25 protein-coding genes are annotated in these 23809 nt (G+C 43.8%); 1 reads left to right on the top strand and 24 read right to left on the bottom strand.

The window, feature by feature from the left end:
• Positions 1-14: 14 nt before the first annotated feature.
• The 16 genes from topA to AC07VD_RS09170 all read right to left on the bottom strand — a co-directional run bounded on the left by topA (position 15) and on the right by AC07VD_RS09170 (position 13922).
• The gene (gene topA / locus AC07VD_RS09245) at positions 15-2090 is read right to left on the bottom strand and encodes a type I DNA topoisomerase (RefSeq protein WP_003245599.1); all 2076 of its coding nucleotides are present in this window, start codon (positions 2088-2090) and stop codon (positions 15-17) included.
• A 187-nt stretch (positions 2091-2277) separates the two neighbouring features.
• Positions 2278-3171, bottom strand: a complete 894-nt coding sequence (gene dprA, locus AC07VD_RS09240; protein WP_086343834.1) for a DNA-processing protein DprA — start codon at positions 3169-3171, stop codon at positions 2278-2280.
• Between the two features lie 60 nt (positions 3172-3231).
• Positions 3232-4134 (bottom strand): succinate--CoA ligase subunit alpha, encoded by a 903-nt coding sequence (gene sucD / locus AC07VD_RS09235; protein ID WP_024572248.1) that lies wholly within the window; start codon positions 4132-4134, stop codon positions 3232-3234.
• 28 nt (positions 4135-4162) lie between these two features.
• Positions 4163-5320 carry an ADP-forming succinate--CoA ligase subunit beta gene (gene sucC / locus AC07VD_RS09230; RefSeq protein WP_003244732.1) on the bottom strand — a complete coding sequence of 386 codons (1158 nt, stop codon included), beginning with the start codon at positions 5318-5320 and terminating at the stop codon, positions 4163-4165.
• Positions 5321-5492: 172 nt separating this feature from the next.
• Positions 5493-5774, bottom strand: coding sequence for a FlhB-like flagellar biosynthesis protein (locus AC07VD_RS09225; RefSeq protein ID WP_003232001.1), 282 nt, complete (start codon positions 5772-5774; stop codon positions 5493-5495).
• On the bottom strand, positions 5771-7501 hold the full coding sequence (locus AC07VD_RS09220) for a hypothetical protein (protein ID WP_494721707.1): 1731 nt from the start codon (positions 7499-7501) through the stop codon (positions 5771-5773). The genes AC07VD_RS09225 and AC07VD_RS09220 overlap by 4 nt, the downstream gene beginning before the upstream one ends.
• Positions 7502-7531: 30 nt before the next feature.
• Positions 7532-8299: a ribonuclease HII gene (gene rnhB / locus AC07VD_RS09215; protein WP_003245658.1), complete on the bottom strand. Its 768-nt coding sequence runs from the start codon at positions 8297-8299 to the stop codon at positions 7532-7534.
• Between the two features lie 70 nt (positions 8300-8369).
• On the bottom strand, positions 8370-9218 hold the full coding sequence (gene ylqF / locus AC07VD_RS09210) for a ribosome biogenesis GTPase YlqF (protein WP_014479772.1): 849 nt from the start codon (positions 9216-9218) through the stop codon (positions 8370-8372).
• A gap of 142 nt (positions 9219-9360) precedes the next feature.
• Positions 9361-9708: a 50S ribosomal protein L19 gene (rplS, locus tag AC07VD_RS09205; protein ID WP_003220825.1), complete on the bottom strand. Its 348-nt coding sequence runs from the start codon at positions 9706-9708 to the stop codon at positions 9361-9363.
• Positions 9709-9847: 139 nt separating this feature from the next.
• Positions 9848-10579 (bottom strand): tRNA (guanosine(37)-N1)-methyltransferase TrmD, encoded by a 732-nt coding sequence (trmD, locus tag AC07VD_RS09200; protein ID WP_014663952.1) that lies wholly within the window; start codon positions 10577-10579, stop codon positions 9848-9850.
• Positions 10576-11100 carry a ribosome maturation factor RimM gene (gene rimM / locus AC07VD_RS09195; protein ID WP_024572420.1) on the bottom strand — a complete coding sequence of 175 codons (525 nt, stop codon included), beginning with the start codon at positions 11098-11100 and terminating at the stop codon, positions 10576-10578. Before rimM ends, trmD begins: the two co-directional genes overlap by 4 nt.
• A gap of 4 nt (positions 11101-11104) precedes the next feature.
• Positions 11105-11491, bottom strand: coding sequence for a YlqD family protein (locus tag AC07VD_RS09190; RefSeq protein ID WP_015383649.1), 387 nt, complete (start codon positions 11489-11491; stop codon positions 11105-11107).
• A gap of 121 nt (positions 11492-11612) precedes the next feature.
• Positions 11613-11858 (bottom strand): KH domain-containing protein, encoded by a 246-nt coding sequence (locus AC07VD_RS09185; protein WP_014476792.1) that lies wholly within the window; start codon positions 11856-11858, stop codon positions 11613-11615.
• Positions 11858-12130, bottom strand: a complete 273-nt coding sequence (rpsP, locus tag AC07VD_RS09180) for a 30S ribosomal protein S16 (protein ID WP_003220815.1) — start codon at positions 12128-12130, stop codon at positions 11858-11860. The genes AC07VD_RS09185 and rpsP overlap by 1 nt, the downstream gene beginning before the upstream one ends.
• Positions 12131-12235: 105 nt before the next feature.
• Positions 12236-13576 carry a signal recognition particle protein gene (gene ffh, locus AC07VD_RS09175; protein WP_494721706.1) on the bottom strand — a complete coding sequence of 447 codons (1341 nt, stop codon included), beginning with the start codon at positions 13574-13576 and terminating at the stop codon, positions 12236-12238.
• A gap of 13 nt (positions 13577-13589) precedes the next feature.
• Positions 13590-13922: a putative DNA-binding protein gene (locus AC07VD_RS09170; RefSeq protein ID WP_003238590.1), complete on the bottom strand. Its 333-nt coding sequence runs from the start codon at positions 13920-13922 to the stop codon at positions 13590-13592.
• Positions 13923-14099: 177 nt separating this feature from the next.
• On the opposite strand from AC07VD_RS09170, the gene AC07VD_RS09165 reads away from it, so the two are divergent.
• Positions 14100-14585: an Ig-like domain-containing protein gene (locus AC07VD_RS09165; protein WP_003245834.1), complete on the top strand. Its 486-nt coding sequence runs from the start codon at positions 14100-14102 to the stop codon at positions 14583-14585.
• A 35-nt stretch (positions 14586-14620) separates the two neighbouring features.
• Here the strand turns inward: AC07VD_RS09165 and ftsY are convergent, their stop codons facing one another.
• The 8 genes from ftsY to fapR form a co-directional block, all read right to left on the bottom strand.
• Complete coding sequence (gene ftsY, locus AC07VD_RS09160) at positions 14621-15610, bottom strand: signal recognition particle-docking protein FtsY (RefSeq protein WP_003232026.1); 990 nt, start codon at positions 15608-15610, stop codon at positions 14621-14623.
• Between the two features lie 19 nt (positions 15611-15629).
• Positions 15630-19190: a chromosome segregation protein SMC gene (gene smc / locus AC07VD_RS09155; RefSeq protein ID WP_494721705.1), complete on the bottom strand. Its 3561-nt coding sequence runs from the start codon at positions 19188-19190 to the stop codon at positions 15630-15632.
• Positions 19191-19290: 100 nt separating this feature from the next.
• Positions 19291-20040 carry a ribonuclease III gene (gene rncS, locus AC07VD_RS09150; protein ID WP_494721704.1) on the bottom strand — a complete coding sequence of 250 codons (750 nt, stop codon included), beginning with the start codon at positions 20038-20040 and terminating at the stop codon, positions 19291-19293.
• A 139-nt stretch (positions 20041-20179) separates the two neighbouring features.
• Entirely contained in the window at positions 20180-20413 is a 234-nt protein-coding gene (acpP, locus tag AC07VD_RS09145; protein WP_003154310.1) for an acyl carrier protein, read from the bottom strand.
• A gap of 83 nt (positions 20414-20496) precedes the next feature.
• Complete coding sequence (gene fabG / locus AC07VD_RS09140; protein WP_014476789.1) at positions 20497-21237, bottom strand: 3-oxoacyl-[acyl-carrier-protein] reductase; 741 nt, start codon at positions 21235-21237, stop codon at positions 20497-20499.
• A complete protein-coding gene (gene fabD / locus AC07VD_RS09135) occupies positions 21230-22183 on the bottom strand; it encodes an ACP S-malonyltransferase (RefSeq protein ID WP_015383644.1) in 954 nt (317 codons plus the stop codon). The genes fabG and fabD overlap by 8 nt, the downstream gene beginning before the upstream one ends.
• An 18-nt stretch (positions 22184-22201) precedes the next feature.
• Entirely contained in the window at positions 22202-23203 is a 1002-nt protein-coding gene (gene plsX / locus AC07VD_RS09130) for a phosphate acyltransferase PlsX (protein ID WP_003232041.1), read from the bottom strand.
• A 13-nt stretch (positions 23204-23216) separates the two neighbouring features.
• Positions 23217-23783: a transcription factor FapR gene (gene fapR, locus AC07VD_RS09125; protein ID WP_003232044.1), complete on the bottom strand. Its 567-nt coding sequence runs from the start codon at positions 23781-23783 to the stop codon at positions 23217-23219.
• Positions 23784-23809: the final 26 nt, after the last annotated feature.

Genomic DNA, 23809 nt, shown 5'->3' with positions numbered 1-23809 from the left:
GACCCTGCTCACCGCTACTTCTGTGGTTCTTCCTTATAATCGCATTCCACGCATTGGACTTGTATGCCTTTTTTGAGTTTTTTCTCGACGAGCATTTTTCCGCATTTCGGGCATTTTCGTTCAATTGGTTTGTCCCATGATACGAATTCACAGTCCGGATAACGGTCACAGCCGTAAAACACCCGTTTCTTTTTCGATTTTCGCTCAACAATGTTTCCTTCTCCGCAGCTCGGGCACTTCACACCGATTTGTTTCACAATCGGTTTCGTGTTCCGGCAGTCAGGGAAGTTGGAGCAAGCTAAGAATTTACCGTACCGTCCCATTTTATATACCATTGGAGAACTGCACAATTCACAATCCTCTCCAGCATACTCTGGTTCAATCTCAACTTCCTTCATTTCCGATTCGGCTTTTTTGACGCGTTTTTCAAAATCGGTGTAGAAATTATCGATAATCTTGACCCATTCGGTATTTCCTTCTTCAACATGATCAAGATCTCTCTCCATTTTAGCTGTAAACTCAACGTTAATGATCTCAGGGAAAAACTCCATGATCAAGTCAAGAACGATCTGACCTAATTCAGTCGGAACGAAACGTTTATTATCCAATGCCACGTAGCCGCGCCGCTGAATAGTATCAAGTGTCGGAGCATATGTGGATGGACGGCCGATACCGCGTTCTTCAAGGGTTTTAACAAGCCGGGCCTCAGTATATCGCGGAGGCGGCTGGGTAAAATGCTGCTCAGGTTCTATATCTTTTGATAATACCGTGTCGCCTTCTTGTAAGTCAGGCAGCATCCGGTCTTTTTCTTCCATTTGGTCGTCTTTTCCTTCAACATAAACCTTCATAAACCCGGAAAACTTGACTTTACTTCCATTTGCACGAAATGTCAAACCATTGTTTGTCAGGTCGACACTCATTGTATCGAGAACAGCCGGTGCCATTTGGCTGGCAACAAAACGCTCCCAGATTAATTTATACAGTCTCATTTGGTCTCTGCCGAGGACTGCTTTTAATTCACTTGGTTTTCTAAGAACTGATGTCGGCCGAATTGCTTCGTGGGCATCCTGGGCATTTTCATTCTTTTTCGCAGGCTTCCGTTTTCCGCCTAGGAACTCTTTTCCATATGTCTGATCAATAAATGCAGCAGCTTCATCAACAGCCGTATTTGAAATACGGGTTGAATCCGTTCTCATATACGTGATCAGACCAACCGTCCCTTCTCTTCCTAGATCAATTCCTTCATATAATTGCTGTGCAATCATCATCGTTTTCTTCGCTCTGAAATTGAGCTTGCGAGCTGCTTCCTGCTGCAGGGTAGAAGTGGTAAAAGGCAAAGCAGGATTACGTTTGCGTTCCTTTTTGGTTACTTTTTCAACTGTATATTGATTCCCTTTGAGCTGAGAAAGAATCTCTTTTACATCAGCTTCACTATTTAAAGGAAGTTTTTTGCCGTTTTTCCCGAAAAAGCTCGCTTCAAAGGTTTCTTGACCTTTTAAGAACGTACCGTCAATTGTCCAATATTCCTCAGGCTTAAAGTCGTTAATCTCTTTTTCACGGTCAATAATCAAACGGAGGGCAACGGATTGCACGCGTCCTGCGCTAAGCCCTTTTTTGACTTTTTTCCATAAGATAGGACTGATTTTATATCCGACAAGCCTGTCTAAAATACGTCTCGCTTGCTGTGCATCCACTAAATCCATATTGATCATGCGGGGATGCTTAAACGATTCCTTAATAGCGTCTTTTGTAATTTCGTTAAACACCACACGGCAGTCTGAGTTGAGATCTAAATCAAGACTGTGTGCCAAATGCCATGCAATCGCTTCCCCTTCTCTGTCGGGGTCGGCTGCGAGATACACTTTTTTAGCTTTTTTCGCAGCCGTTTTCAGCTCTTTTAATACCGGGCCTTTACCTCGAATGGTAATATATTTCGGTTCGAAATTCTGTTCTATGTCAACTCCCATTTGACTTTTTGGAAGATCCCGGACATGTCCCATTGATGCTTTTACTTTATATTTTTTACCTAAGTAACGTTCAATCGTTTTCGCCTTAGCGGGCGATTCCACGATGACTAGATAATCAGACATTTTCATCCCCCTCAAGAGGTGTTCTCTCTCTTTTCAAGATATTTCAATTTTATTTTTGCAGCTGTCTTTATTTGGCTTTCAACATTTCATTCTTTATCATGAACGTCATTAATTAAATAGAAAACAATATGCAACTTTAAATCCTCACTATTATTAAATATTACAATACCGTTTGTCAAACGATAATTCAAAAGGGTTCCGTATATTGAACGTTTCTCTCAGGAAGTTCCTCGAAAATATCCTCTGCTGACCATATGGCTTTAGCCCCCTGCTGGATCAGTTTTATAGGACCTCCGGCGTAAGGGTCAAACAATGAACCGGGTACGGCAAATACCTCTCTCCCTTGTTCCAATGCTTGATAGGCAGTAATCAGCGAACCGCTTTTTTCTTTGCCCTGAACGACAATAACGCCTTCACTCAGTCCGCTGATAATGCGGTTTCTCATAGGGAAATGCCATTTTTGGGGTTTAGTTTCAGGTGGGTGCTCTGACAGCAGGATATGGTGTTTAGCCATGTGATCTGCTAACTGAAGGTTTTCTCGGGGATAAATGTGTTGAAATCCGCCTGCAATGACGCCAATTGTCCGCCCCTTCGCCTTAATACTTGCAGCATGGGACATTCCGTCTATCCCAGACGCCAGTCCGCTGACAATCACCCAACCTTTACGACAGATCACTTTTGTAAGATGATTGACAACTTGTTTCCCATAAGCTGTTGGATTTCTTGTCCCTACAATTCCAATTTTTCTCCCTTTCGAAAGAAGAGTCATATCACCTTTTGCAAACAGTACGGCGGGGGGATCATAAATGCTTTTAAGCCAGAAAGGATATTGCTTTGAAGAAATAGGGATGGTGTTAATGCCTTGCTCACGATAAGCAGCAAGTACACGCTGGAGCTTTGGATAAAGTTGTTCTATTTCGTTTTTTAATGCAGCTGCTTTTATTTGATCACGAGTAACCGTTTGTAACACGGGTGATGTCAGCGACATAGACGGATCGGCTTTCCACCATTTTAATAGAAGGGATGGGGATAATAATTGATTGATTCTGCAAATCGTTAGGCAGGCAGCGGCCTGATCCAATAGATTGACCTCCTTTTGTTAGAAAAAGCAGGAACAGCCTTGACGGCTGTCCCTTTTTTATTAATGCGTTTTGCAAGTTTCGAACAAGTTCTTCTCTTTCAGCACCTTGATTAAGGTTTCACCCATGACAGAAGGTGTCTCTGCAACTTCGATTCCGCATGCATTAAGGGTTTTGATTTTTTCATCAGCTGTCCCTTTTCCGCCGGAAATAATGGCGCCTGCATGCCCCATGCGCTTCCCAGGAGGTGCTGTTTTACCGCCGATAAAACCGACTACCGGTTTTGTCATGTTGGCTTTTACCCACTCTGCCGCTTCCTCTTCGGCAGTACCGCCGATTTCGCCAATCATGATGACTGCGTGAGTGTCAGGATCTTCGTTAAACGCTTTTAAAACGTCAATAAAGTTTGTTCCATTTACAGGGTCGCCGCCGATTCCAACAGCTGTAGATTGCCCTACACCCGCTTCTGAGAGCTGGTGCACCGCTTCGTATGTTAATGTTCCTGAACGTGATACAACGCCTACATGACCCTTTTTATGGATGTATCCGGGCATAATGCCGATTTTACATTCTTCAGGCGTAATGACACCAGGACAGTTCGGCCCTATCAGTCTCGTTTTCTTGCCTTCCATGAAGCGTTTGACCTTCACCATATCCAAAACCGGGATATGTTCTGTGATACAAATCACGAGATCAAGCTCCGCATCTACCGCTTCCATAATCGCATCAGCTGCAAACGGTGCGGGCACATATATAACAGACGCGTTAGCGCCGGTCGTTTGAACTGCTTCAGCCACTGTATTAAATACAGGAACACCTTCCACTTCTGTTCCGCCTTTTCCAGGTGTTACACCGCCAACGATATTTGTGCCGTATTCGAGCATCTGCTTCGTATGAAATAAAGCGGTAGAACCTGTAATCCCTTGCACAATAACTCTTGTATCTTTATTAATGAAAACACTCATTATTTGGTCCCCTGCCTTTCATTCTTTCTTAAACTAAGGATACGATTTTCTGCGCGCCGTCAGCCATTGATTCCGCAGATGTAATGTTTAATCCTGATTCACTAAGGATTTTCTTCCCTAGATCCACGTTTGTGCCTTCAAGACGGACGACAAGCGGCAATGTCAAACCAACTTGTCTAGTCGCTTCAACAACCCCTTCTGCGATGACATCACATTTCATAATGCCGCCGAAAATGTTGACAAAAATCCCTTTAACGTTTTGATCAGAAAGAATGATTTTAAATGCTTCCGTGACTTTTTCCGCGGTTGCACCGCCGCCCACATCAAGGAAGTTGGCCGGTTCTCCCCCATAATGCTTGATAATATCCATCGTAGACATTGCAAGCCCCGCGCCGTTTACCATACAGCCGATATTTCCATCAAGGGAAATGTAGCTTAGATCATATTTGGACGCTTCAATTTCTTTCGGATCTTCTTCATCCAAATCTCTATATTCCATAATGTCCTTTTGTCGGTACAACGCATTGCTGTCAAAATTCAATTTTGCATCAAGCGCCATCACATTTCCGTCGCCGGTAACAACAAGCGGATTGATTTCGGCGATTGAGCAGTCTTTCTCAACAAACGCTTTATATAGTCCAAGCATAAATTTAGCAGCTTTTCCCACGAGCTCTTTTGGAATATTAATAGCGAATGCAATTTCTCTGGCTTGATAGCCTTGAAGGCCAACAGCCGGATCAATGACAGCTTTTTTGATTTTTTCCGGTGTTTTCTCCGCAACTTCTTCAATTTCCGTTCCGCCTTCTTCAGAAGCCATTAAAACGATTCTTGAAGTGGCGCGGTCAAGCACTAGACCGATGTAATATTCTTTTTTAATATCGCAGCCTTCTTCAATAAGTAAGCGTTTTATTACTTGGCCGTCCGGACCCGTCTGATGTGTAACTAGGGTCTTCCCTAATAGTTCTTCGGCATACGCTTTTACTTCATCTAATGATTTTGCTATTTTTACCCCACCAGCTTTGCCTCGACCGCCAGCATGAATTTGAGCCTTTACGACATAAACCGAGCTGGATAAGCTCTTTGCACTCTCAACTGCTTCTTCTGCTGTAAAAGCCACTTTACCTTCAGGAACAGATACCCCATATTTTCTGAGGACTTCTTTTCCCTGGTACTCATGGATATTCATTTCCCATCCTCCTAACTTATGTAACAAAACTAAAATAGACTGCGCTTTCATTCTATAATAATACTGGAAGAATTGTCTACAGTTCGTTGCAAAATCTTTTAATCCTTCTAAACATTCAAACTTTTACTTTATTAAAAACATAAATTTCAAAGGAGGATGGGGAATATTTTAGCTATTTTTTGTTTTTTACGCTTTCGTCCAATTTGTAAATGAATGAAAAAATCTCGGCTACCGTTTCATAAAGAGCTTCAGGGATTTGATCATCTACCGTCAAATGGCGCATTAATTCGACAAGGGTCCGATCTTCTTGAATCGGGACCCCTGCTTTTTTCGCTTCTTTGATAATGTTGTCGGCTACATGGCCCTTCCCTGTGGCAATCACTCTCGGCGCCTTGTCTTTTTGTTCGTCATAATGGAGAGCAACAGCTTTTCTGATCGGTGTCTGCTCTTTCATATTTTCACATCCACTTCCTGATCAGTGATACTTGTTATATATTGATCGATTGAAGCCTTTTCTTCGGTGTGAACCCTTTTTTTAGCGTTTACCCCTGAAAGGCTGTACCCCATTTCCTTTAGCCCCTGTTTAAGCGCGGGCACCATCGGATCGATCGCAGCCTGCAGCTCGAAATCAGTCTCTATTGTAATGGTCATGACTTTTTGCTGTACCAAGCAATCAACGACGGTTTCTTTTAGTGTATCAAGCTGCAGCAAAAACAAAAGGCGGCAATGGGAAGGATCAAGCTTTCCATCCGCTTCTTTCTTTCCTTTAAACAGAACAGTCATGTCCTGAACCCCTGACTTCGAAAACATTGGAAATGACATTACAATTTGGCTGTATGATGGATGGTCCTGCTGCATGAAAAGCTGGCCATTTAATTTATGAAAAAGCTGATCGGCTTCTTGTTTGACTGGTTCGGCTACCTCATGCGATGCTCTTAAGGCAGAAAGAGCCAGCTTGATGGATTGCATTTCGCTAGATGTGACTGCGCTTCCTTGTTCAAACGCTTTAATGAACGCAACCTCGTCCCTTGCACCGATTGCCGTTTTCACTTTGGATAAGAAAGAAAGAACATCTGCCTTATCCGCCAAATGGGGTGCTGTCTGCTGAACAGCCTTTAAAAAGACTTCGGCTTCCTGGTCTGTGACTTGTGCTGCCTGTAAAACAGCTGAAGCTGCAAGTGACTTACTATCACCCGATGAAGCAGCCGCTTTAATCCAATTTGCTGCTTCTTTCACAATTTGGAGACTGTTTTTTTCAGCAGATTCCGTCAGCTTCATCAGCAGCTGGCGGGCTTCTTTAATTGGAATGTCTGCTGCTATTTTAACAGGCTCTTCTTGTATGCTTCTCTGTTCTGCTGTGTGATTTGCAATCGGCTGGCTGGCTTTTCCGGGGGAGCCAGCTGGTGTGCTAAGCTCCCTGCTTCCAGCAGTATTGGCCGGAGAAGGTGCTTTCGTATTGTCGGTTAAAGAAATAAGCTTATCAATCAGCCGTTCTGCATGGACATCGATTTCACTATTTAAAAGCGACGTAATTGCTTCCTTTAGCTTTGACATCATTTGGCTCTGCTGAGGGTTTTGGTCGATTGCCTGAAGCAGCTGGGATACGTGCTGATGCAACGGAACAGGTGATTTCACCGCGTGAACACCATTCAAAACCTCGGAGTGAATGGGAAGATTACGCTTTAAAGCGAAGAGCACCGTTTCAACTGCTTTTTTTGTGTCTTGCGAAGGCAGCGTGTCCATCCAGCGGACGGCTGTTTTGATATCATTTTCTGTTACGGGTGTTTTGCTTTTCAGCATCGCTCCTGTCATCATGAGAGCTGCGTTTGACGTCTTCACTGACATGGCATTTAAAAGCTTGCCAGCTGCATCCTGAATGGTTTTAGGATTTTGATCAAAGCTTTGAACGACCTGAAGACGGCCTGTTTGTTCTGCCGTTTTTTTTTCGTAGGAAAACCAATAGTATGCCTGAGGACGAAGCTGGGCTTCAAGTTTTCCCTGAACAGTTTGATTGCCGACTTGGATCAGGGCATGCTGATCTCCTAGTAAACGAAGCACTTTTCCTAAGAGGAGACGCTTCTCCCCGTTTAGCGCTTCGTTTACTTTTGATGTTTCCTGCGGGACGGCTGTACGCCCGAAAAGGTGCTGCAGCGCCTTTTGCACATCATTTCGTATGTTCATTTTAAAAAGGTGCCTCCTTGTCCATGTGATTTATCTGAAAGATTGAACAGGAGCGAAAGTTTTGCGGTGCAATTCAGTTGGGCCGTATGCAGCGAGAGCTTCCAAATGTTCTTTTGTCCCATAGCCTTTATTTTTTTCAAAGCCGTACATGGGGTACGTTTCGGCATAAGCGCTCATCATTCGGTCCCTCGTCACTTTTGCGATACACGCACCTGCCGCAATAGACACGCTTTTGGCATCGCCTTTTATAATTGACGCCTGAGCCGTGTCGAGCGGAAGTGTCATTGCGTCAACAAGCAAATAATCAGGTGTATCCGACAAATCCTGTATCGCTTTCACCATTGCCATTTTTGAAGCTTCATATATATTGATCTCATCAATCACAGTAGCTTCTACAATTCCTATCCCGACCGCCAGTGCTTCCTTCATAATAAGCTCGTAATATTCCTCGCGTTTTTTCTCTGAAAGCTTTTTGGAGTCTGTCAGTCCAAGTATTTCACATTCCTCTGGAAGGATGACTGCGCTGGCGACAACTGGTCCTGCCAATGGCCCCCGGCCGACCTCGTCAACACCTGCAATCAAGCGAAATCCCTTGTTTCTTGCCAGCCTTTCATAGGAAGTCATATTCACCCATTGTTCTTTCAGCGCTTTTTCTTTCGCTTGCTTTTTAAGCCATTGCTCTACAAGCGTTTGAACGCTTTTTCTCGGGTCGTTTTCGCATTGGGCAATGAATGGGTCTTGTGCATCCTTCACTTCCTGCAAACGGTCTTTAATGTCCTTTACGGTTAATGTATTCACTTTCTCTTCTCCCTTACTGTATGTATCGGTTCAGCCAAGAAAAAATAAAGACCCGCATTTCTGCGCGCCTTTACATCGTCGGCTGTTCAAATGACAGCCTGCCGAACTTTTCAGTGCGAATATCGCGAATGATGACTTCAGTCGTCTTATCGTAGTTAATGAGCCCACCGCTCATGAGACAGCCCCGCTTTTCACCTATTGCATCAAACAGCTCAGCAATGTCCTCTGGGATCTCATCAAGGCCATAACGCTCTTTAAGCCGTTCTGGGTAATGTTCTTCGAGAAAACGAAGACCAAACACGGCCACGTCCTGCAAATTGATAATCGAGTCTTTAATAGCCCCGGTGACTGCCAGTCTCAAACCGACAAGTTCATCCTCAAATTTAGGCCACAAAATTCCCGGTGTATCTAATAGCTCTAATTCTTTCCCAACTTTGACCCACTGTTGAGAAGTCGTAATGCCAGGTCTGTCTCCCGTTTTTGCTATGTTTTTCTTTGCAAGCCGGTTGATGAGCGTTGATTTTCCGACGTTTGGAATGCCGATAATCAAAGCGCGAATCGCTCTCGGCTTCACACCTTTCGCACGCATCCGGTCAAATTTTTCTTGGAGGATCTCTTTTGATGCAGGCACAATTTGATTTAACCCTTGTCCATTTACAGAATTAATAGACAGAGAGCGGATCCCCTGCTTCTCAAAGTGCTCTTTCCACCGCTGTGTAACTGCCGCATCTGCTTTGTCAGCCTTGTTTAACAGCATAATTCGCGGCTTGTTTTTTAGAATATCTTCAATCATTGGGTTTCTTGATGACATTGGAATTCTGGCATCTACCAATTCATATACGATATCGATTAATTTTAATTTTTCGGTTACTTCCCTTCTTGCTTTTGCCATATGGCCCGGGAACCATTGAATTGTCATGTGACACGAACACCGCCTTTATCTTCAGTATGCATGATTCATTGTTGTCCTTTATGTATTTTACGATGCCTGTCCGGCATTTTCAAATTCTGTATAAAAAAAGAGCTTGTTATAGGTAACAAGCTCTTTTCGTTCGTTATCATTATCGTCTGATCTCTTTAATACGAGCCGCTTTTCCGCGAAGTTCACGCAGGTAGTAAAGTTTAGCACGGCGTACTTTACCGTAACGTACAACTTCGATTTTCGCGATTTTTGGTGTGTGTACTGGGAAAGTACGTTCAACGCCAACACCGTAAGAAATCTTACGAACTGTGAACGTTTCGCTGATTCCACCACCACGACGCTTAATCACAACACCTTCAAAGATCTGGATACGCTCACGGTTACCCTCAACAACTTTAACGTGTACACGTAAAGTGTCACCAGGACGGAACGCAGGAAGATCAGTACGAAGCTGTTCTTTTGTGATATCTTCAATTAGTTTTTGCATCGTTTTCAACTCCTTCCAACAGATGCTCTTGGCCACAAAAACCGGCACAGCGGAACATCGTTTTCAAGCTTGCAGCGGATAAGCCCGCTTAAGCCACAAGTAGTATCTTATCACAATTTCATAGCCTATGCAATAAAATCTATTCTTTTTCCCATTCAGAAATCCACTTTCTTTGCTGCTCTGTAAGCGGGTAGTCTTTCAACAGATCCGGACGTCTTAGGTAGGTCCTTCTGATCGATTCTTTATTCCGCCATTCTTCAATTTTTGCATGGTTTCCTGACAAGAGTGTTTCAGGCACTTTTAAACCTTTGTAATCTGCCGGTCTTGTATAATGCGGGTGCTCTAAGAGTCCGGTGCTGAATGAATCCTCAATATGGGAAGCCTCTTTACCAAGTACACCCGGAAGCAGTCTGACCACACTGTCTGCGATCATCATTGCAGGGAGCTCACCGCCCGTCAGAACAAAGTCGCCAATTGATATTTCATCCGTTACCAAGTGCTCGCGAATGCGTTCATCATAGCCTTCATAATGGCCGCAAATGAACAGCAAATGCTCTTCCTTTGCTAATTGTTCAGCTTTTTTTTGGGTAAAACGCTCACCTTGCGGGCATACGAGGATAATACGCGGAGCAGCGGCTGCCTTTGATGTCAGGTCCTCGACCGCGTCAAAAACAGGCTGGGGCTTGAGAACCATGCCTGCCCCGCCGCCATAAGGATAATCATCAACAGTATTGTGCTTGTTATCAGAGTACTCCCGGAAATTTACGACTTGAAACTGCACCGCATTTTTTTCCTGGGCTTTTTGAAGAATCGATGAGCCGAGCACGCCTTCAAACATTTCGGGAAACAGCGTCAAAAAGTCGATTTTCATTCGTCTATTAACCCTTCCATGAGTTCAATCTCAATTTTCTTTTCCTTGACATCGATATGTTTGACCACTGATTCAATGTAAGGAATGAGTGCGTCTTTTTTTCCTTTTCTTCCGATGACCCAAACGTCATTGGCTCCAGGCGTCAAAATTTCTTTGACCTTTCCGATGAGTTCGCCTTCTTCAGTAAATACTTCACACCCAATAATTTCGTGGAAATAAAATTCACCCTCATTCAGCTCTCCTAATTCTTCTTCAGGAACTTTAATGATTGCGTTTTTCAGCTCTTCTACTTCATTTAGGTTTTGTCTTTCTTTAAACTGCAGGAGATGAAATTGCTTATGCAGTCTATGTGTGTTTACCGTTACCTCCACTGGTTCGTTACGGCCGTCCATAAACAAATACAGCGTGTTTCCCGGCTTGTATCGTTCTTCGGCAAAATCTGTTTTTGAAATCACCCGCACTTCGCCTTTGATTCCGTGGGTATTTACGATTTTGCCTACATTAAACCATCGCTTTGTCATATGATCACCTCTGGCGAATTTCAATTACTTTTCCGTCTTTTATGACGATGGTGTTCGCTGCTGTTTTCTCATGCCAGTCATCCCCGGCTTCAATCGTCAGCAGCGCATCGACTTCCTTTTCTTTCAACTCACTGCCAAGCGGCAATGTATGTACTTGAGCAATTTGAAAATCAATGATTTTTATATCATCTTTTCGCTTTCCTATTGCCTTTTTAAATTGTTCAATCATATCAGGGTTTTGCTGTTCTTTCTCATGTTTTCTAAGCTGAAAATAGAGCTGGCTGCATTCTCGTTCAAGCATTTGTTTCTTTTCGGCAAAAGAAGCTAAAAGCTTTTCTTTACTGCGCTCGGTTAAGACTTGCATAACGGCTACACGGTGAATAATTTGCATCGCACCAAGCTCCCCGCTTTTAAAACTTTTTCTCGCCCAGGCTTTTCTATTTTGCCTAAGCTTCTATCAGTTTACCCTTTTTTTGCGTGTAAAAAAAGGGGAGGTGCCGGCCCTCTCCCTTTTAGTCAAATATTTCAAATTGAACTTTCTTAGAAGACTGTGCGCCAGCTGCAAATACAGCTGTTCGAATCGCTTTTGCAGTCCGGCCTTGCTTTCCGATAACTTTACCGGTATCTGACTTATGGACAGATAAGCGCAGCGCAATCTTTTGATCGGTTTCTTCTCTTATGACGCGAATGTCATCTGGATGATCAACAAGCGGCGTCACAATGTGGACAATCAAATCTTCCAAGTGTTGATCAGTCATTACTTGCCTTGTTTAGCGTTGTGGAATTTTTCCATGATTCCTTGGCTAGAGAACAAGTTGCGAACTGTATCAGATGGTTTCGCTCCAGTTTGAAGCCATTTAAGAGCAAGCTCTTCGTCAATTTTTACTTCCGCTGGTTTTGCAACCGGGTTGTAAGTTCCGACTGTTTCGATGAAACGGCCGTCACGTGGTGAACGAGAATCTGCTACAACAATACGATAGAAAGGAGATTTTTTTGCTCCCATACGTTTTAAACGAATTTTTACTGCCATTTTACTAGCACCTCCGAAAATATTTCAACAAGATAGTATATTAACAATGATAAAAGTGTTTGTAAAGTGTTTTTTCTTAACAACGGTTTTATCATGTATAACCGATTACATAAAAGGTAGCTTAAACCCTTTTTTCTTGCCTTTTGACATGTTTGTCATCTGCTTCATCATTTTTTTCATTTCATCAAACTGCTTAAGCAAACGGTTGACTTCCTGTACGGATGTCCCGCTTCCTTTTGCAATCCGCTTCCGCCGGCTGGCATTGATAATATCCGGCTGTTCTTTTTCAAGAACAGTCATTGATTTGATGATTGCTTCCACATGATTCAGCTGTTTTTCATCAACTTGGATGTTTTTCAGACCTTTCATTTTACCTGCACCCGGCATCATTTGCAGAAGCTCATCAAGCGGCCCCATGTTTCTGACTTGCCCGAGCTGCTCCAGAAAATCGTCCAATGTGAAGCTCATCGTTCTCATTTTTTGTTCCAGCTCTTTGGCTTTGTCTTCATCAACGCTGGCCTGTGCTTTTTCAATCAATGTCAGCACGTCGCCCATGCCGAGAATCCTTGATGCCATGCGTTCAGGATGGAACGGCTCTAACGCATCAAGCTTTTCGCCCAAACCTGCGAACTTAATTGGCGTGTTTGTAACAGCGCGAATAGAAAGCGCAGCCCCGCCGCGTGTGTCTCCATCCAGCTTAGTTAACACAACACCGGTTAAACCGAGCTGTTCATTAAAGCTTTTGGCAACATTCACAGCGTCCTGACCGGTCATTGAATCGACAACCAGGAAAATTTCTTCCGGATTCGCGATTTCTTTGACTTTGGTCAGTTCATCCATCAGTTCATGGTCGATATGCAAGCGCCCTGCCGTATCCAAAATGACGTAGTCATAATGTTCTTCCTTGGCTTTCTCAATAGCCTGTTTAGCTATTTCTACAGGACTGACCTGATCGCCAAGAGAGAAAACAGGCATATCAAGCTGTTTGCCGAGTGTTTCCAGCTGCTTAATTGCGGCTGGGCGGTAAATATCGGCAGCAACCAGCATCGGTTTGCGATTATGCTTTTTGCGCAGCAGATTCGCAAGCTTACCGCTTGTTGTCGTTTTACCGGCACCTTGGAGACCGACCATCATAATAACAGTCGGCGGCCTTTTTGCGACGGCGATTTTGCTCTCTTCGCCGCCCATCAGCTCAGTCAGTTCCTCTTGAACAACTTTAATGACCTGCTGGCCGGGCGTCAGACTTTTCATGACGTCTTGGCCTACAGCGCGTTCACTTACTTTTTTGACAAAATCTTTGACTACTTTAAAGTTAACGTCAGCCTCAAGCAGCGCAAGGCGAACCTCACGCATCATATCTTTTACATCTTGTTCGCTGACTTTCCCTTTTCCGCGGATTTTAGAAATCGTCTGCTGCAGTCGGTCGGCTAATCCTTCAAATGCCATAGTTTGCCGCCTCCTAATCTAATTTCTCAAGCGCTTCAATCAGAGCTGTAATTTCTTCCTCTTCTTTTGAACCGGAAGCAAGCTCCTTCAGCTTATTAAACATCTCTTTACGCTCCTGAAACTTTTTCAAAAGGAGCAGCTTTTCTTCATATTGTTCAAGCATTGCTTCTGTTCGTTTGATGTTATCATAAACAGCTTGTCTTGAAACCTCATATTCTTCGGCTATTTCGCCTAGGGAGAAATCGTCCAAATAATAAAGCGACATATAGCTCTTCTGTTTTGACGTCAACAACGACTGATAAAAATCAAACAGATAATTCATTCTCGTTGTCTTTTCGAGTGACATTTGAGCTCTCCCCTTTGTTAAGTCAAATCCCTTTACGATAACTTAGTTTACACGGTTTTATTGACACTGTCAAGTTTTTATCTTGTCAAAGCGGCGATTAACTTTTTCCAAAATACGCTAAATATCATCCGATTTATTCCGATATTGTATATGAACCCTATTTAAAGGAGGATTTTTATGAAAAAAATCGGTTTATTGTTTATGTTATGTCTGGCAGCCCTGTTTACAATAGGTTTTCCGGCACAGCAAGCAGACGCTGCTGAGGCACCTTATAAGGCTTCGATCACAAATATCAGCACAGATGGAGGGGTTTACGGTAAAATCAATTATGGACAAGGTCAATATTGGCGAGTCAAGTACAATATTACAGTAAGCGGCAAATTACTCGACCAAAACGGACAGCCAGTGCCAAACGCGCCCGTAAGATTTGAAGCGGACACGAAGGTCGGAAACACAACACAAACTGCTTCAGGAACCACTGATGCAAACGGAACATTTGAGGTTCCAATGTATTTGGGGCCAGCTGCTGGTTACTATACGTATTACACATCTGTTTCCGTTCATTACTATGACATCATCCCATTCAGAGTTTTTTCTGGTGAATCAAGACTGGTATCCACTGATAACAGCCTTTATCATTTCGCCTATCAAGTAAGAAGATAAAAAAGAAAAGGCCCCAAGATGTTGGGGCCTTTTTCTTAATCGTCGGCTTTTTCCACTAAATCTGAAAAGAGTCCGTACACATAGGATTCTGGATCAAATTCCTGAAGATCATCAACTTTTTCTCCTAAACCGACTAGTTTAACCGGGATGTGAAGCTCGTTGCGAATCGCAAGGACGATACCGCCTTTTGCCGTACCGTCAAGCTTCGTTAAAGCAATGCCGGTAACATTTGTTGCTTTAGAGAACTCTTTTGCCTGAGCCATTGCATTTTGGCCGGTCGTGGCATCAAGGGCAAGCAGCACCTCATGCGGAGCTTCAGGAACTTCTCTTTCGATAACACGTTTCACTTTTTCAAGCTCTTTCATGAGATTTACTTTGTTTTGGAGACGACCTGCCGTATCACAAATTAATACATCGGCATTTCTTGCTTTCGCAGCATGAACAGCATCGTAGATGACAGCCGCCGGATCGCTTCCGGCCGTCTGCTTAATGACAGGCACTCCTGTACGCTCTCCCCACACTTCCAGCTGTTCAATGGCCCCCGCTCTAAAAGTGTCTCCGGCGGCAAGTACGACAGATTTTCCTTCTTGTTTCATTTTATGAGCAAGCTTTCCGATCGTTGTTGTTTTCCCGACGCCGTTTACACCTACCAGAAGGATTACGTTTAAACGCCCATCCTGGATGTTCAGTTCTGAAATTTGCTCATCTCCACTGTTATAAATCTCGACCAGTTTCTCAGAAATCACTGACTGGACTTCCTTTGGATCTTGAATATTTCTGCGTTTGACTTCTTTTTTCAGCTCATCTATTAATTCCATAACGGTTGTAAAACCGACATCAGCGCTGATAAGAACCTCTTCAAGCTCTTCGAAGAAATCCTCATCCACTTTACGGTAACGGGATACAAGATCATTCACTTTGTTTTGAAAGGAGTTTCTTGTTTTTTCAAGGCCGTCCTTAAACTTTTCAGATACGGAATCTGTCTGTTTTGTGATTTTCTCTTTTAATTTTTTAAAAAAGCTCATCTTTTAACCTCTTTCCTCGTTACTGAACGAATTCTTTTGTTTCTTCCAGCTTAACTGAGATTACCTTGGAAACACCGGATTCCTGCATGGTTACGCCATATAGCACATCCGCTTCCTCCATCGTTCCTTTTCTGTGGGTAATCACAATAAACTGGGTATCACTGCTGTATTTTTTTAAATACTGCGCAAAACGGAACACATTCGCTTCGTCGAGCGCAGCCTCTACTTCGTCAAGGACGCAAAACGGCACAGGACGAACCTTTAGGATTGAGAATAAGAGCGCTATAGCAGTAAGCGCACGCTCTCCGCCTGACAGGAGGTTTAAGTTTTGCAGCTTTTTCCCCGGCGGCTGAGCGATAATCTCGACTCCTGAATGAAGCAGATCGTTAGGATCAGTGAGCCTCAGTTCAGCTCGCCCTCCTCCGAATAAGGAGCGGAAAACTTGATCAAAGTGTGAGCGGATTTGGACGAATGTGTCATTAAAGCGTTTCGTCATTTCTTCATCCATTTCTTCAATCACTTGGAACAAGGTATTTTTCGCTTCTGTTAAATCTTCTTTTTGTTCCGACAGAAACTTGTACCGTTCGTTGACCCTCTCAAACTCATCTATGCTTCCGAGGTTCACGGTACCCAGCTCTTCAATTGCGAGTTTAATCAGCTTCACGCGCTTTCTGGCTTCCTCTGGATCAGTTTCAAGCTGATATTTCTCTTTTGCCCCCTCAAAGGACAAGCTGTATTCCTCCCGTAAGTATTGGAGTAAATTATCAAGCTCGACTTCCATTCGTCCAAGTTTGACTTCTTCGTCTTTTAAGAGCGTTGTTTTTTGTTTATACAGGCGTTTCATTTCTTTCAGCTCACGCTCATACGTATCAAGCCCATGCTGAAGCTTGATGCGCTGATCGCGCCTTAATGCAATCAGTTCGATCGTTTTCGTTTTGTCATTCAATTTATGTTTTGCTGCTTCTTCCAGCTTTTCTTCGCCGCTGGTGCTAGATGACATCTCTGACGTTAAGAAGCTTAAGTCTTCTTTTGCTTCTTTTAACGCAAGCTCTGTTTCAGTGAGCTCTTTCTTTAATCTGGCAAGGTTGTCCTCTTCCCCCTTGCAAGCCTGCTCTTTTTTGGCCGCTGCGATCTTCAGCTCAGTCAGCTCGTTGGAGAGAGACTCTTTCGTTGAGGATTGCGTTTGTTTTTGTTTTGTCAGTCTGTCTATGTCCTCTTCAAGCTGTTTCATCTTTTCAGATACGGCAGAGAGCTCTTCTTCAAGCTTGCGTTTGCGCACTTTTCTCTCTTCATCGCTTTCTGACAGAGCAGATTTTTCTTGATCATAGAGCTCTAAATGGGTATTGATATTTTTCTCGGCAACTTGAAGTTCGTACAGCTGGCCTTTCACATCCTGCTGCTTTAACCTTAAGCCTTCCCCGGCTTCTCTTAAGTCAGCCAGTTTTTTCTCCATATCCTGAATGGAGTGCTTAAGGGTTTTGACCTCTTGTTCAAGCAGTGCCGTTTTCTCTTCCATTTCAGCGAGCCGTTTCGTCACATCTTCTAGCTCCCGGCTTCTTCCAAGGAGGGAGTTATTTTTCTTTTTAACCGCGCCGCCCGTCATTGAACCACCGGGGTTCACAACATCTCCTTCAAGGGTTACGATGCGGTACCGGTGCCCGAGAAGCTTTGCAAGCTCGTTTGCACCCTTTAAATCCTCTGTGATCAGCACGGTCCCAAGAAGGTTCTGGATGACGCTTCGATATGCAGGATCAAATGTGACAAGTTCACTGGCAACCCCGAGAAATGATGAATGCCGGGCGGCTGTTTCCGCGTCACGGCTTTGAAGCTGGCGGTCTCTAATAACAGAAAGAGGCAGAAACGTCGCCCGGCCGAAGGAATTCTGCTTTAAATATTGAATCGCTTTGCGGGCAGACTGTTCATCGTCGGTCACGACGTGTTGAGCAGAAGCGCCGAGCGCTATTTCAATGGCCGTTTCATACTTCTGTTCTGTAGAAATCAGCTCAAGAACCGCTCCGCGAATTCCGCCAAGGCGCTCTTTCGCTTTCAGCACTTCTTTAACACCTTGATAAAAGCCGGAGAAATCTCCCTGCATCGTCTCAAGCATGTCCTTTTTTGCTCTCGCTTGCTGTACGTATTGGTATGCCTGATACAGAGCGGATTCATTTTTTTCGTATTGGCGCTTTTTCTGCTCATATTTTGTCTGCATATCACGATATGCACCGACTTGACTGTGAATCTCCTGCTCAATTCGGGCAAATTCCGTTTCACATGCGGCTTTACGCGCAGAAATATCACGCCGTTCCTGCAGGTGCTTTTCATTGTTGTCCGCGAGTCTCTGCAATGTGACAGCGGATTGGGACATCTGGTCATCAAGAAGCTGGAGTTCGTTGCGTATCGAAGCCTGGCTGTTTAACAGCTCAAAATAATCACTTTTCAGCTGCTCGATTTTCTCTTCGACATTTTCATTGTGAAGACTGAGAGCCTGCTGTTTTTCTTTTACTTGCGCCCTTAACTGCTTCACCTCAGCCTGAAGCGTTTCGAAGACAGCTTCCTGCTTCGAAAGCTCTTCTTTCAGAACCATTTCTTTTTGCTGGAACTGAACGATGGCTTCTTCAAGCTGTTCTTGGTTTTGCACAGCGTTTTTCTTTCGTTCTTTCAGGACTTCTTTACGCCCTTCAAGCTTTTCCAGCTCTTCACTTGTTACCAGTAAAACTTGCTGGAGCTCATCTACTGACTCATCAAGCGCTTGTATTTTGTCCCTTGTATCCTCAATCTTTGCTTCTTTCGCAGAAATAGCAGACGATTCAGCAAGCTCTTCTTCTTTTGCCATCTGCACTTTCTCTTTAAGAGTCGACCATTTACCATGCAGCTCTTCGATATCATAGGCAGTCAGCGCAATTTCAACATGCTCCAGCTCTTTCTTTTTCTCAAGGTAGTCTTTCGCTATTGAAGCTTGAATTTTAAGAGGTTCAACCTGTCCTTCAAGCTCATGTAATATATCTTCTACCCGATTTAGATTGTCCTGTGTCTCAAACAGTTTATTTTCTGCTTTTTTCTTTCTCGTTTTATATTTAAGCACCCCGGCCGCTTCTTCAAAGATACTGCGGCGATCCTCCGCTTTGCTGCTCAGGATCTCTTCCACTTTCCCTTGGCTGATAATAGAAAATGCTTCTTTACCAAGGCCAGAGTCCATAAATAAATCAATAATATCCTTCAACCGGCACGGCTGATTGTTAATCAGAAACTCACTCTCACCTGATCTGTACACACGTCTTGTGACACTCACCTCGTGGAAGTCAATTGGCAAGAAATGATCATCATTATCAAGAGTAAGCGTAACTTCAGCTAGATTTAATCGCTTTCTTGAATCACTCCCGGCAAAAATGATGTCTTCCATTTTTCCGCCGCGAAGAGAGCGTGCCGATTGTTCGCCGAGAACCCAGCGAATGGCATCCGTGATGTTGCTTTTTCCGCTTCCGTTCGGCCCGACAACCGCTGTCACGCCTTTAACGAAGTCTACGGAAATCCGTTCTGCAAATGATTTAAATCCTATAACGTCTAAACGTTTGAGGAACATAGCGATCCTCCTTATGTAATAAGTATTTCAATTCTATCATAAACATTGGTGAAATAAGACGGCATACATACTGAAATCCCCCTGAGTCATAAGGGGGATTTTATTGTTTCGTATGGTGTTTTTGCAATTTAGCTAAAGCTTCCTGAGCAGCGTGCTGTTCGGCTTCTTTCTTTGAACGGCCGTTTCCGATTCCGAGTGGTTCACCTTTTAGAGATACGATGGCTTCAAATTCACGGTTGTGCGCAGGTCCTTTTTCGTTGGAGATTTTGTACTCCAGAGAGCCTTTGCCGTCCCGCTGCACGTATTCCTGCAGCTGGCTTTTGAAATCCATCACATGAGAAAAAGCACCATCGTTAATTTTAGGGAACACATAAACTTTTAAGAAACTTTCGACCGGCTCTAATCCTTGGTCAAGATACAAGGCTCCGATAAATGCCTCAAAAACATCCGCCAATAGAGCAGGACGCTTTCTTCCGCCTGTCATTTCCTCGCCTTTACCCAACAGGACAAGATCGCCGAATGACAGCTCGTGAGCCAATGAAACGAGAGACGGTTCGCAAACAATTGCGGCTCTCAATTTCGTCAAATCTCCTTCACTCATAGCCGGGTATTTGGCAAATAAGAATCTGGAGATCGTCAGTTCCAAAACAGCGTCACCTAAAAATTCAAGCCTTTCATTATCTTCATACGGCTTTTTCCGATGCTCATTCACATAAGATGAATGTGTAAATGCTTGATACAAAAGCTTTTCATTTTGAAAGTGAACCGAAATCCGTTCTTGAAACTCTTTAAATTGTTCTACTTTTTTATAGAACTTTTTTTTATCTTTATAATGTGAGTGTTTTGACATAGTAACCTCCATAGGCACATCAGGTTCACCGCGCTTCTCTGACTAAACCGGATACAGCGCGCGTAAAAGCGGCATGCTGTAATAACTGCACGAATAAAGGGCTAAAGCCCCGCGTTTCGGCGGGACTTTTAGCATCAGCTTATTGCTGGTTTTGTATGTAGTTCACAGCGTCGCCGACTGTTGCAATCTTTTCAGCATCTTCGTCAGAAATCTCCATATCAAACTCGTCTTCAAGTTCCATAACAAGCTCAACTACATCTAGGGAATCAGCACCTAAGTCTTCCTTGAAAGAAGCTTCAAGTTTGACGTCTGCTTCATCAACGCCAAGGCGATCTACGATGATTTTCGTTACACGCTCTAATGTGTCTGCCATAGCAATTCACCTCCCCTCAAGTATTATAGTGGATTCGTTTTTAAAAAACTAGAGAAACTACGATGAAATTTTCGAGAAAAAACTTACATCACCATTCCGCCGTCAATATGAAGCGTTTGGCCTGTCATATAACGGGCTCCCTCTGAAGCTAGGAACGTGACAACACTGCTGACATCGCTAGGTTCACCAAAGCGCGCGAGCGGAATTTGTTTCAGCATTTCGTCTTGAACGTCTTTTGCAAGTTTATCTGTCATATCAGTTGAGATAAATCCTGGCGCTATTGCGTTTACCGTAATATTTCGGCTGGCGAGTTCTTTAGCAGAAGACTTGGTTAAACCGATGACGCCGGCTTTTGCAGCCACATAGTTGGCTTGTCCAGGGTTTCCGCTGACGCCGACGATAGACGATACGTTAATAATGCGGCCTGAACGCTGTTTCATCATTTGTCTTGTAACAGCTTTCGTGCAGTTGAAAACACCCTTCAGGTTAATGTTAATAACGTCATCCCATTCGTCTTCTTTCATTCTCATGATGAGATTGTCTCTTGTAATCCCGGCATTATTAACCAGAATGTCAATCGTAGAAAAAACTGATAGCGTTTCTTTTATCATGTTTTGTACATCTTCGGGATTTGATACATCCGCTTTGACAGCAATTGCGTTTCTGCCCATAGATTTGATTTCATCTACCACTTCATTTGCTTTCGCTTCATTGCCGGAGTAGTTCACGACAACATTGGCGCCGCTTTTTGCCAGATCAAGGGCGATTGAGCGGCCGATTCCGCGGGATGCGCCAGTGACAATAGCCGTTTTATCATTAAGCATTATCATTCTCCTCCTTAAGCGTTTGAATTGCCAGCTCGATCGTTTCCGGATCTGATACAGCAATTGTTTTTAACCGTCTATTTACTTTTTTCACAAGGCCTGAAAGCACTTTTCCGGGACCGATTTCAATAAAAGTCGTAACACCCTCTGCGATCAGCTTGTTAATGCTTTCCTCAAAACGAACCGGAGAGTAAAGCTGCTCAATAAGTTTTTCTTTGATATCTGCTTTTTCAGTCATCACGTCAGCAGAAACATTTGAGATGACCGGAACGTCAGCGTCTTTTATGTCACAGGCGTCCAATACCTCTTTCAGCTTTTCAGCAGCCGGTTTCATCAGTTCAGAATGGAACGGACCGCTTACTTCAAGCGGAATTGCGCGTTTTGCGCCGTTCTCTTTTGCCAGTTCAGATGCAAGCTCGACCCCTTTAGCTGTTCCGGAAATGACGATTTGGCCAGGACAGTTGAGATTCGCAAGCTGTACAAGGTTGCCTTCCTCTGTGACTTTATCGGTTACTTGCTTTAACGCTTCAGCATCCATGCCGAGAATCGCTGCCATTGCTCCTTCGCCAGCCGGCACCGCTTCATTCATAAACTCTCCGCGCTTTCTGACGGTATAAACAGCATCTTTGAAAGACAGAGCGCCAGCCGCAACCAGTGCAGAATATTCACCAAGGCTGTGTCCTGCTGTGAAATCAGGTGTAATGCCAGATTCTTTAAATTTCTCAAGAACAGCGATGCTTGTCGTAAGCAAAGCAGGCTGCGCATTGTATGTAAGTGTTAATTCTTCAGCAGCACCCTCAAAAATAAGCGAGCTGAGTTTTGTTTCTAATGTTTCATCGGCTTCATCAAACAGACGCTTTGCAGCAGGCACCTGCTCATAAAGCTCTTTTCCCATGCCGATAAATTGTGATCCCTGACCCGGGAACAAAAATGCAATCTTACTCATGATGTAAAAACCTCCAGACTACTCATCTGTTTTTTCTTCTTTCACTTCTTCCTGAATGAGCGCAGCCACATTTTGGCTGACCATCTCTCTTGCTTGCCGAATCGCATGGAATACAGCATTTGAATCTGAAGAGCCGTGCGCCTTGATCACAGGCGCTTTTAAGCCAAAAAGACTTGCTCCGCCATAATTCGAATACTCCATTTTCATTTTCATTTCTTTCAATTTTGGTTTCAGCACAGCTGCTGCAAGCTTGGATGTCAAAGTAGACGTCATTACGTCTCTCATCATTTTAAAAATTGACAACGCAGAGCCTTCCAGCGTTTTGAGTGTAACATTCCCGGTAAAACCGTCTGTTACTACAACATCCGCCACATCATCTAAAAGGTCTCGCGCTTCCACGTTTCCGATAAAATTGATGTTTGCTGTTTCTTTTAAAATTTGAAACGTCTGCTTCGTCAGTTCGTTTCCTTTTTTATCTTCTGTTCCGACATTTAAAAGTCCGACTCTCGGTGAAGTGACACCGCGCACTTGCTGAGAATAAACAGAACCCATGATGGCATATTGAACGAGGTGCTCCGGTTTGGCATCGACATTGGCGCCGACATCAAGGAGAAGAAATCCGTCTCCCGAAACAGTCGGAAGTGTCGGGGCAAGCGCCGGACGGTCAATTCCTTTAATTCTTCCGACAATAAAGAGACCGGCTGTCATTAATGCACCGGTATTTCCTGCTGAAATGCAGGCGTCAGCTCTGTTTTCCGCAACCTCCTGCGCCATAAGAACCATAGATGAGTTCTTTTTTCTTCGCACGGCACGGACAGGTTCATCCGTAGGCTCAATCACTTCATCTGCGTGCAGCACCGTGATGCGATCTGATGTAGTTGTTAAATGTGATTCTATCGTTGTTTTGTCACCGACAAGTGTGATATGGAGATCATCAAATGCCTCTATACCTTTTATAACTCCGTCAATAACAGCTTTGGGAGCGTGGTCTCCTCCCATTGCATCTACAGCTATTCTCATGCATGCTCCACCTTTATGAATGTTTTGAACGATACATGTCAAAGCGTCCAGAAAAAACAATTTCTTCGCCAACGTAGCTGTTCACTTCGACAACCGTTCTTCCTTTTTCTTTTTCGACAGCCGTCACTTTCGCTTTTGCTACGACACGTTCACCCTGCTTTACCTGTCTTGTAAAGCGGATGTCTGCACTTGCAGTCAGCGCCAGCTCGTCATCAATGACTGCAACGGCCAAAGAATTCGCCTGTGCAAATAAATGGTGTCCTCTCGCAATCTGATTCCGGCTGAATACGTGCTCCTGTTTTATTTCTAAAATGGATATCGCCTGATCATCCAGCTCAAGGTCAATAATTTCTCCGATAACTTCATCAAGTGACAGAGACTTCACTTCGTCCTCAAGTGTTTTCTCTGCGACGTTCTTAATTCTTTCTCTCAGTTCAGGTATGGAAAGCTCTAAGCGGTCCAAACGTATCGTCTGGATGCTCACCCCGAATTTACCCGCTAATTCTTCATCTGTAATAAAGGGGGTTGCTTGAATCGTCTGCTGAAGTAATTCCTGGCGTTCTCTCTTATTTCTTCTCATATCTAAACACCATCCGGACAATTAAG

Source organism: Bacillus sp. GW821-FHT01G09 (assembly GCF_059422205.1).
Note: the sequence above shows the minus strand (reverse complement) of the source record. Positions and strands in the feature narration are given on the sequence as shown.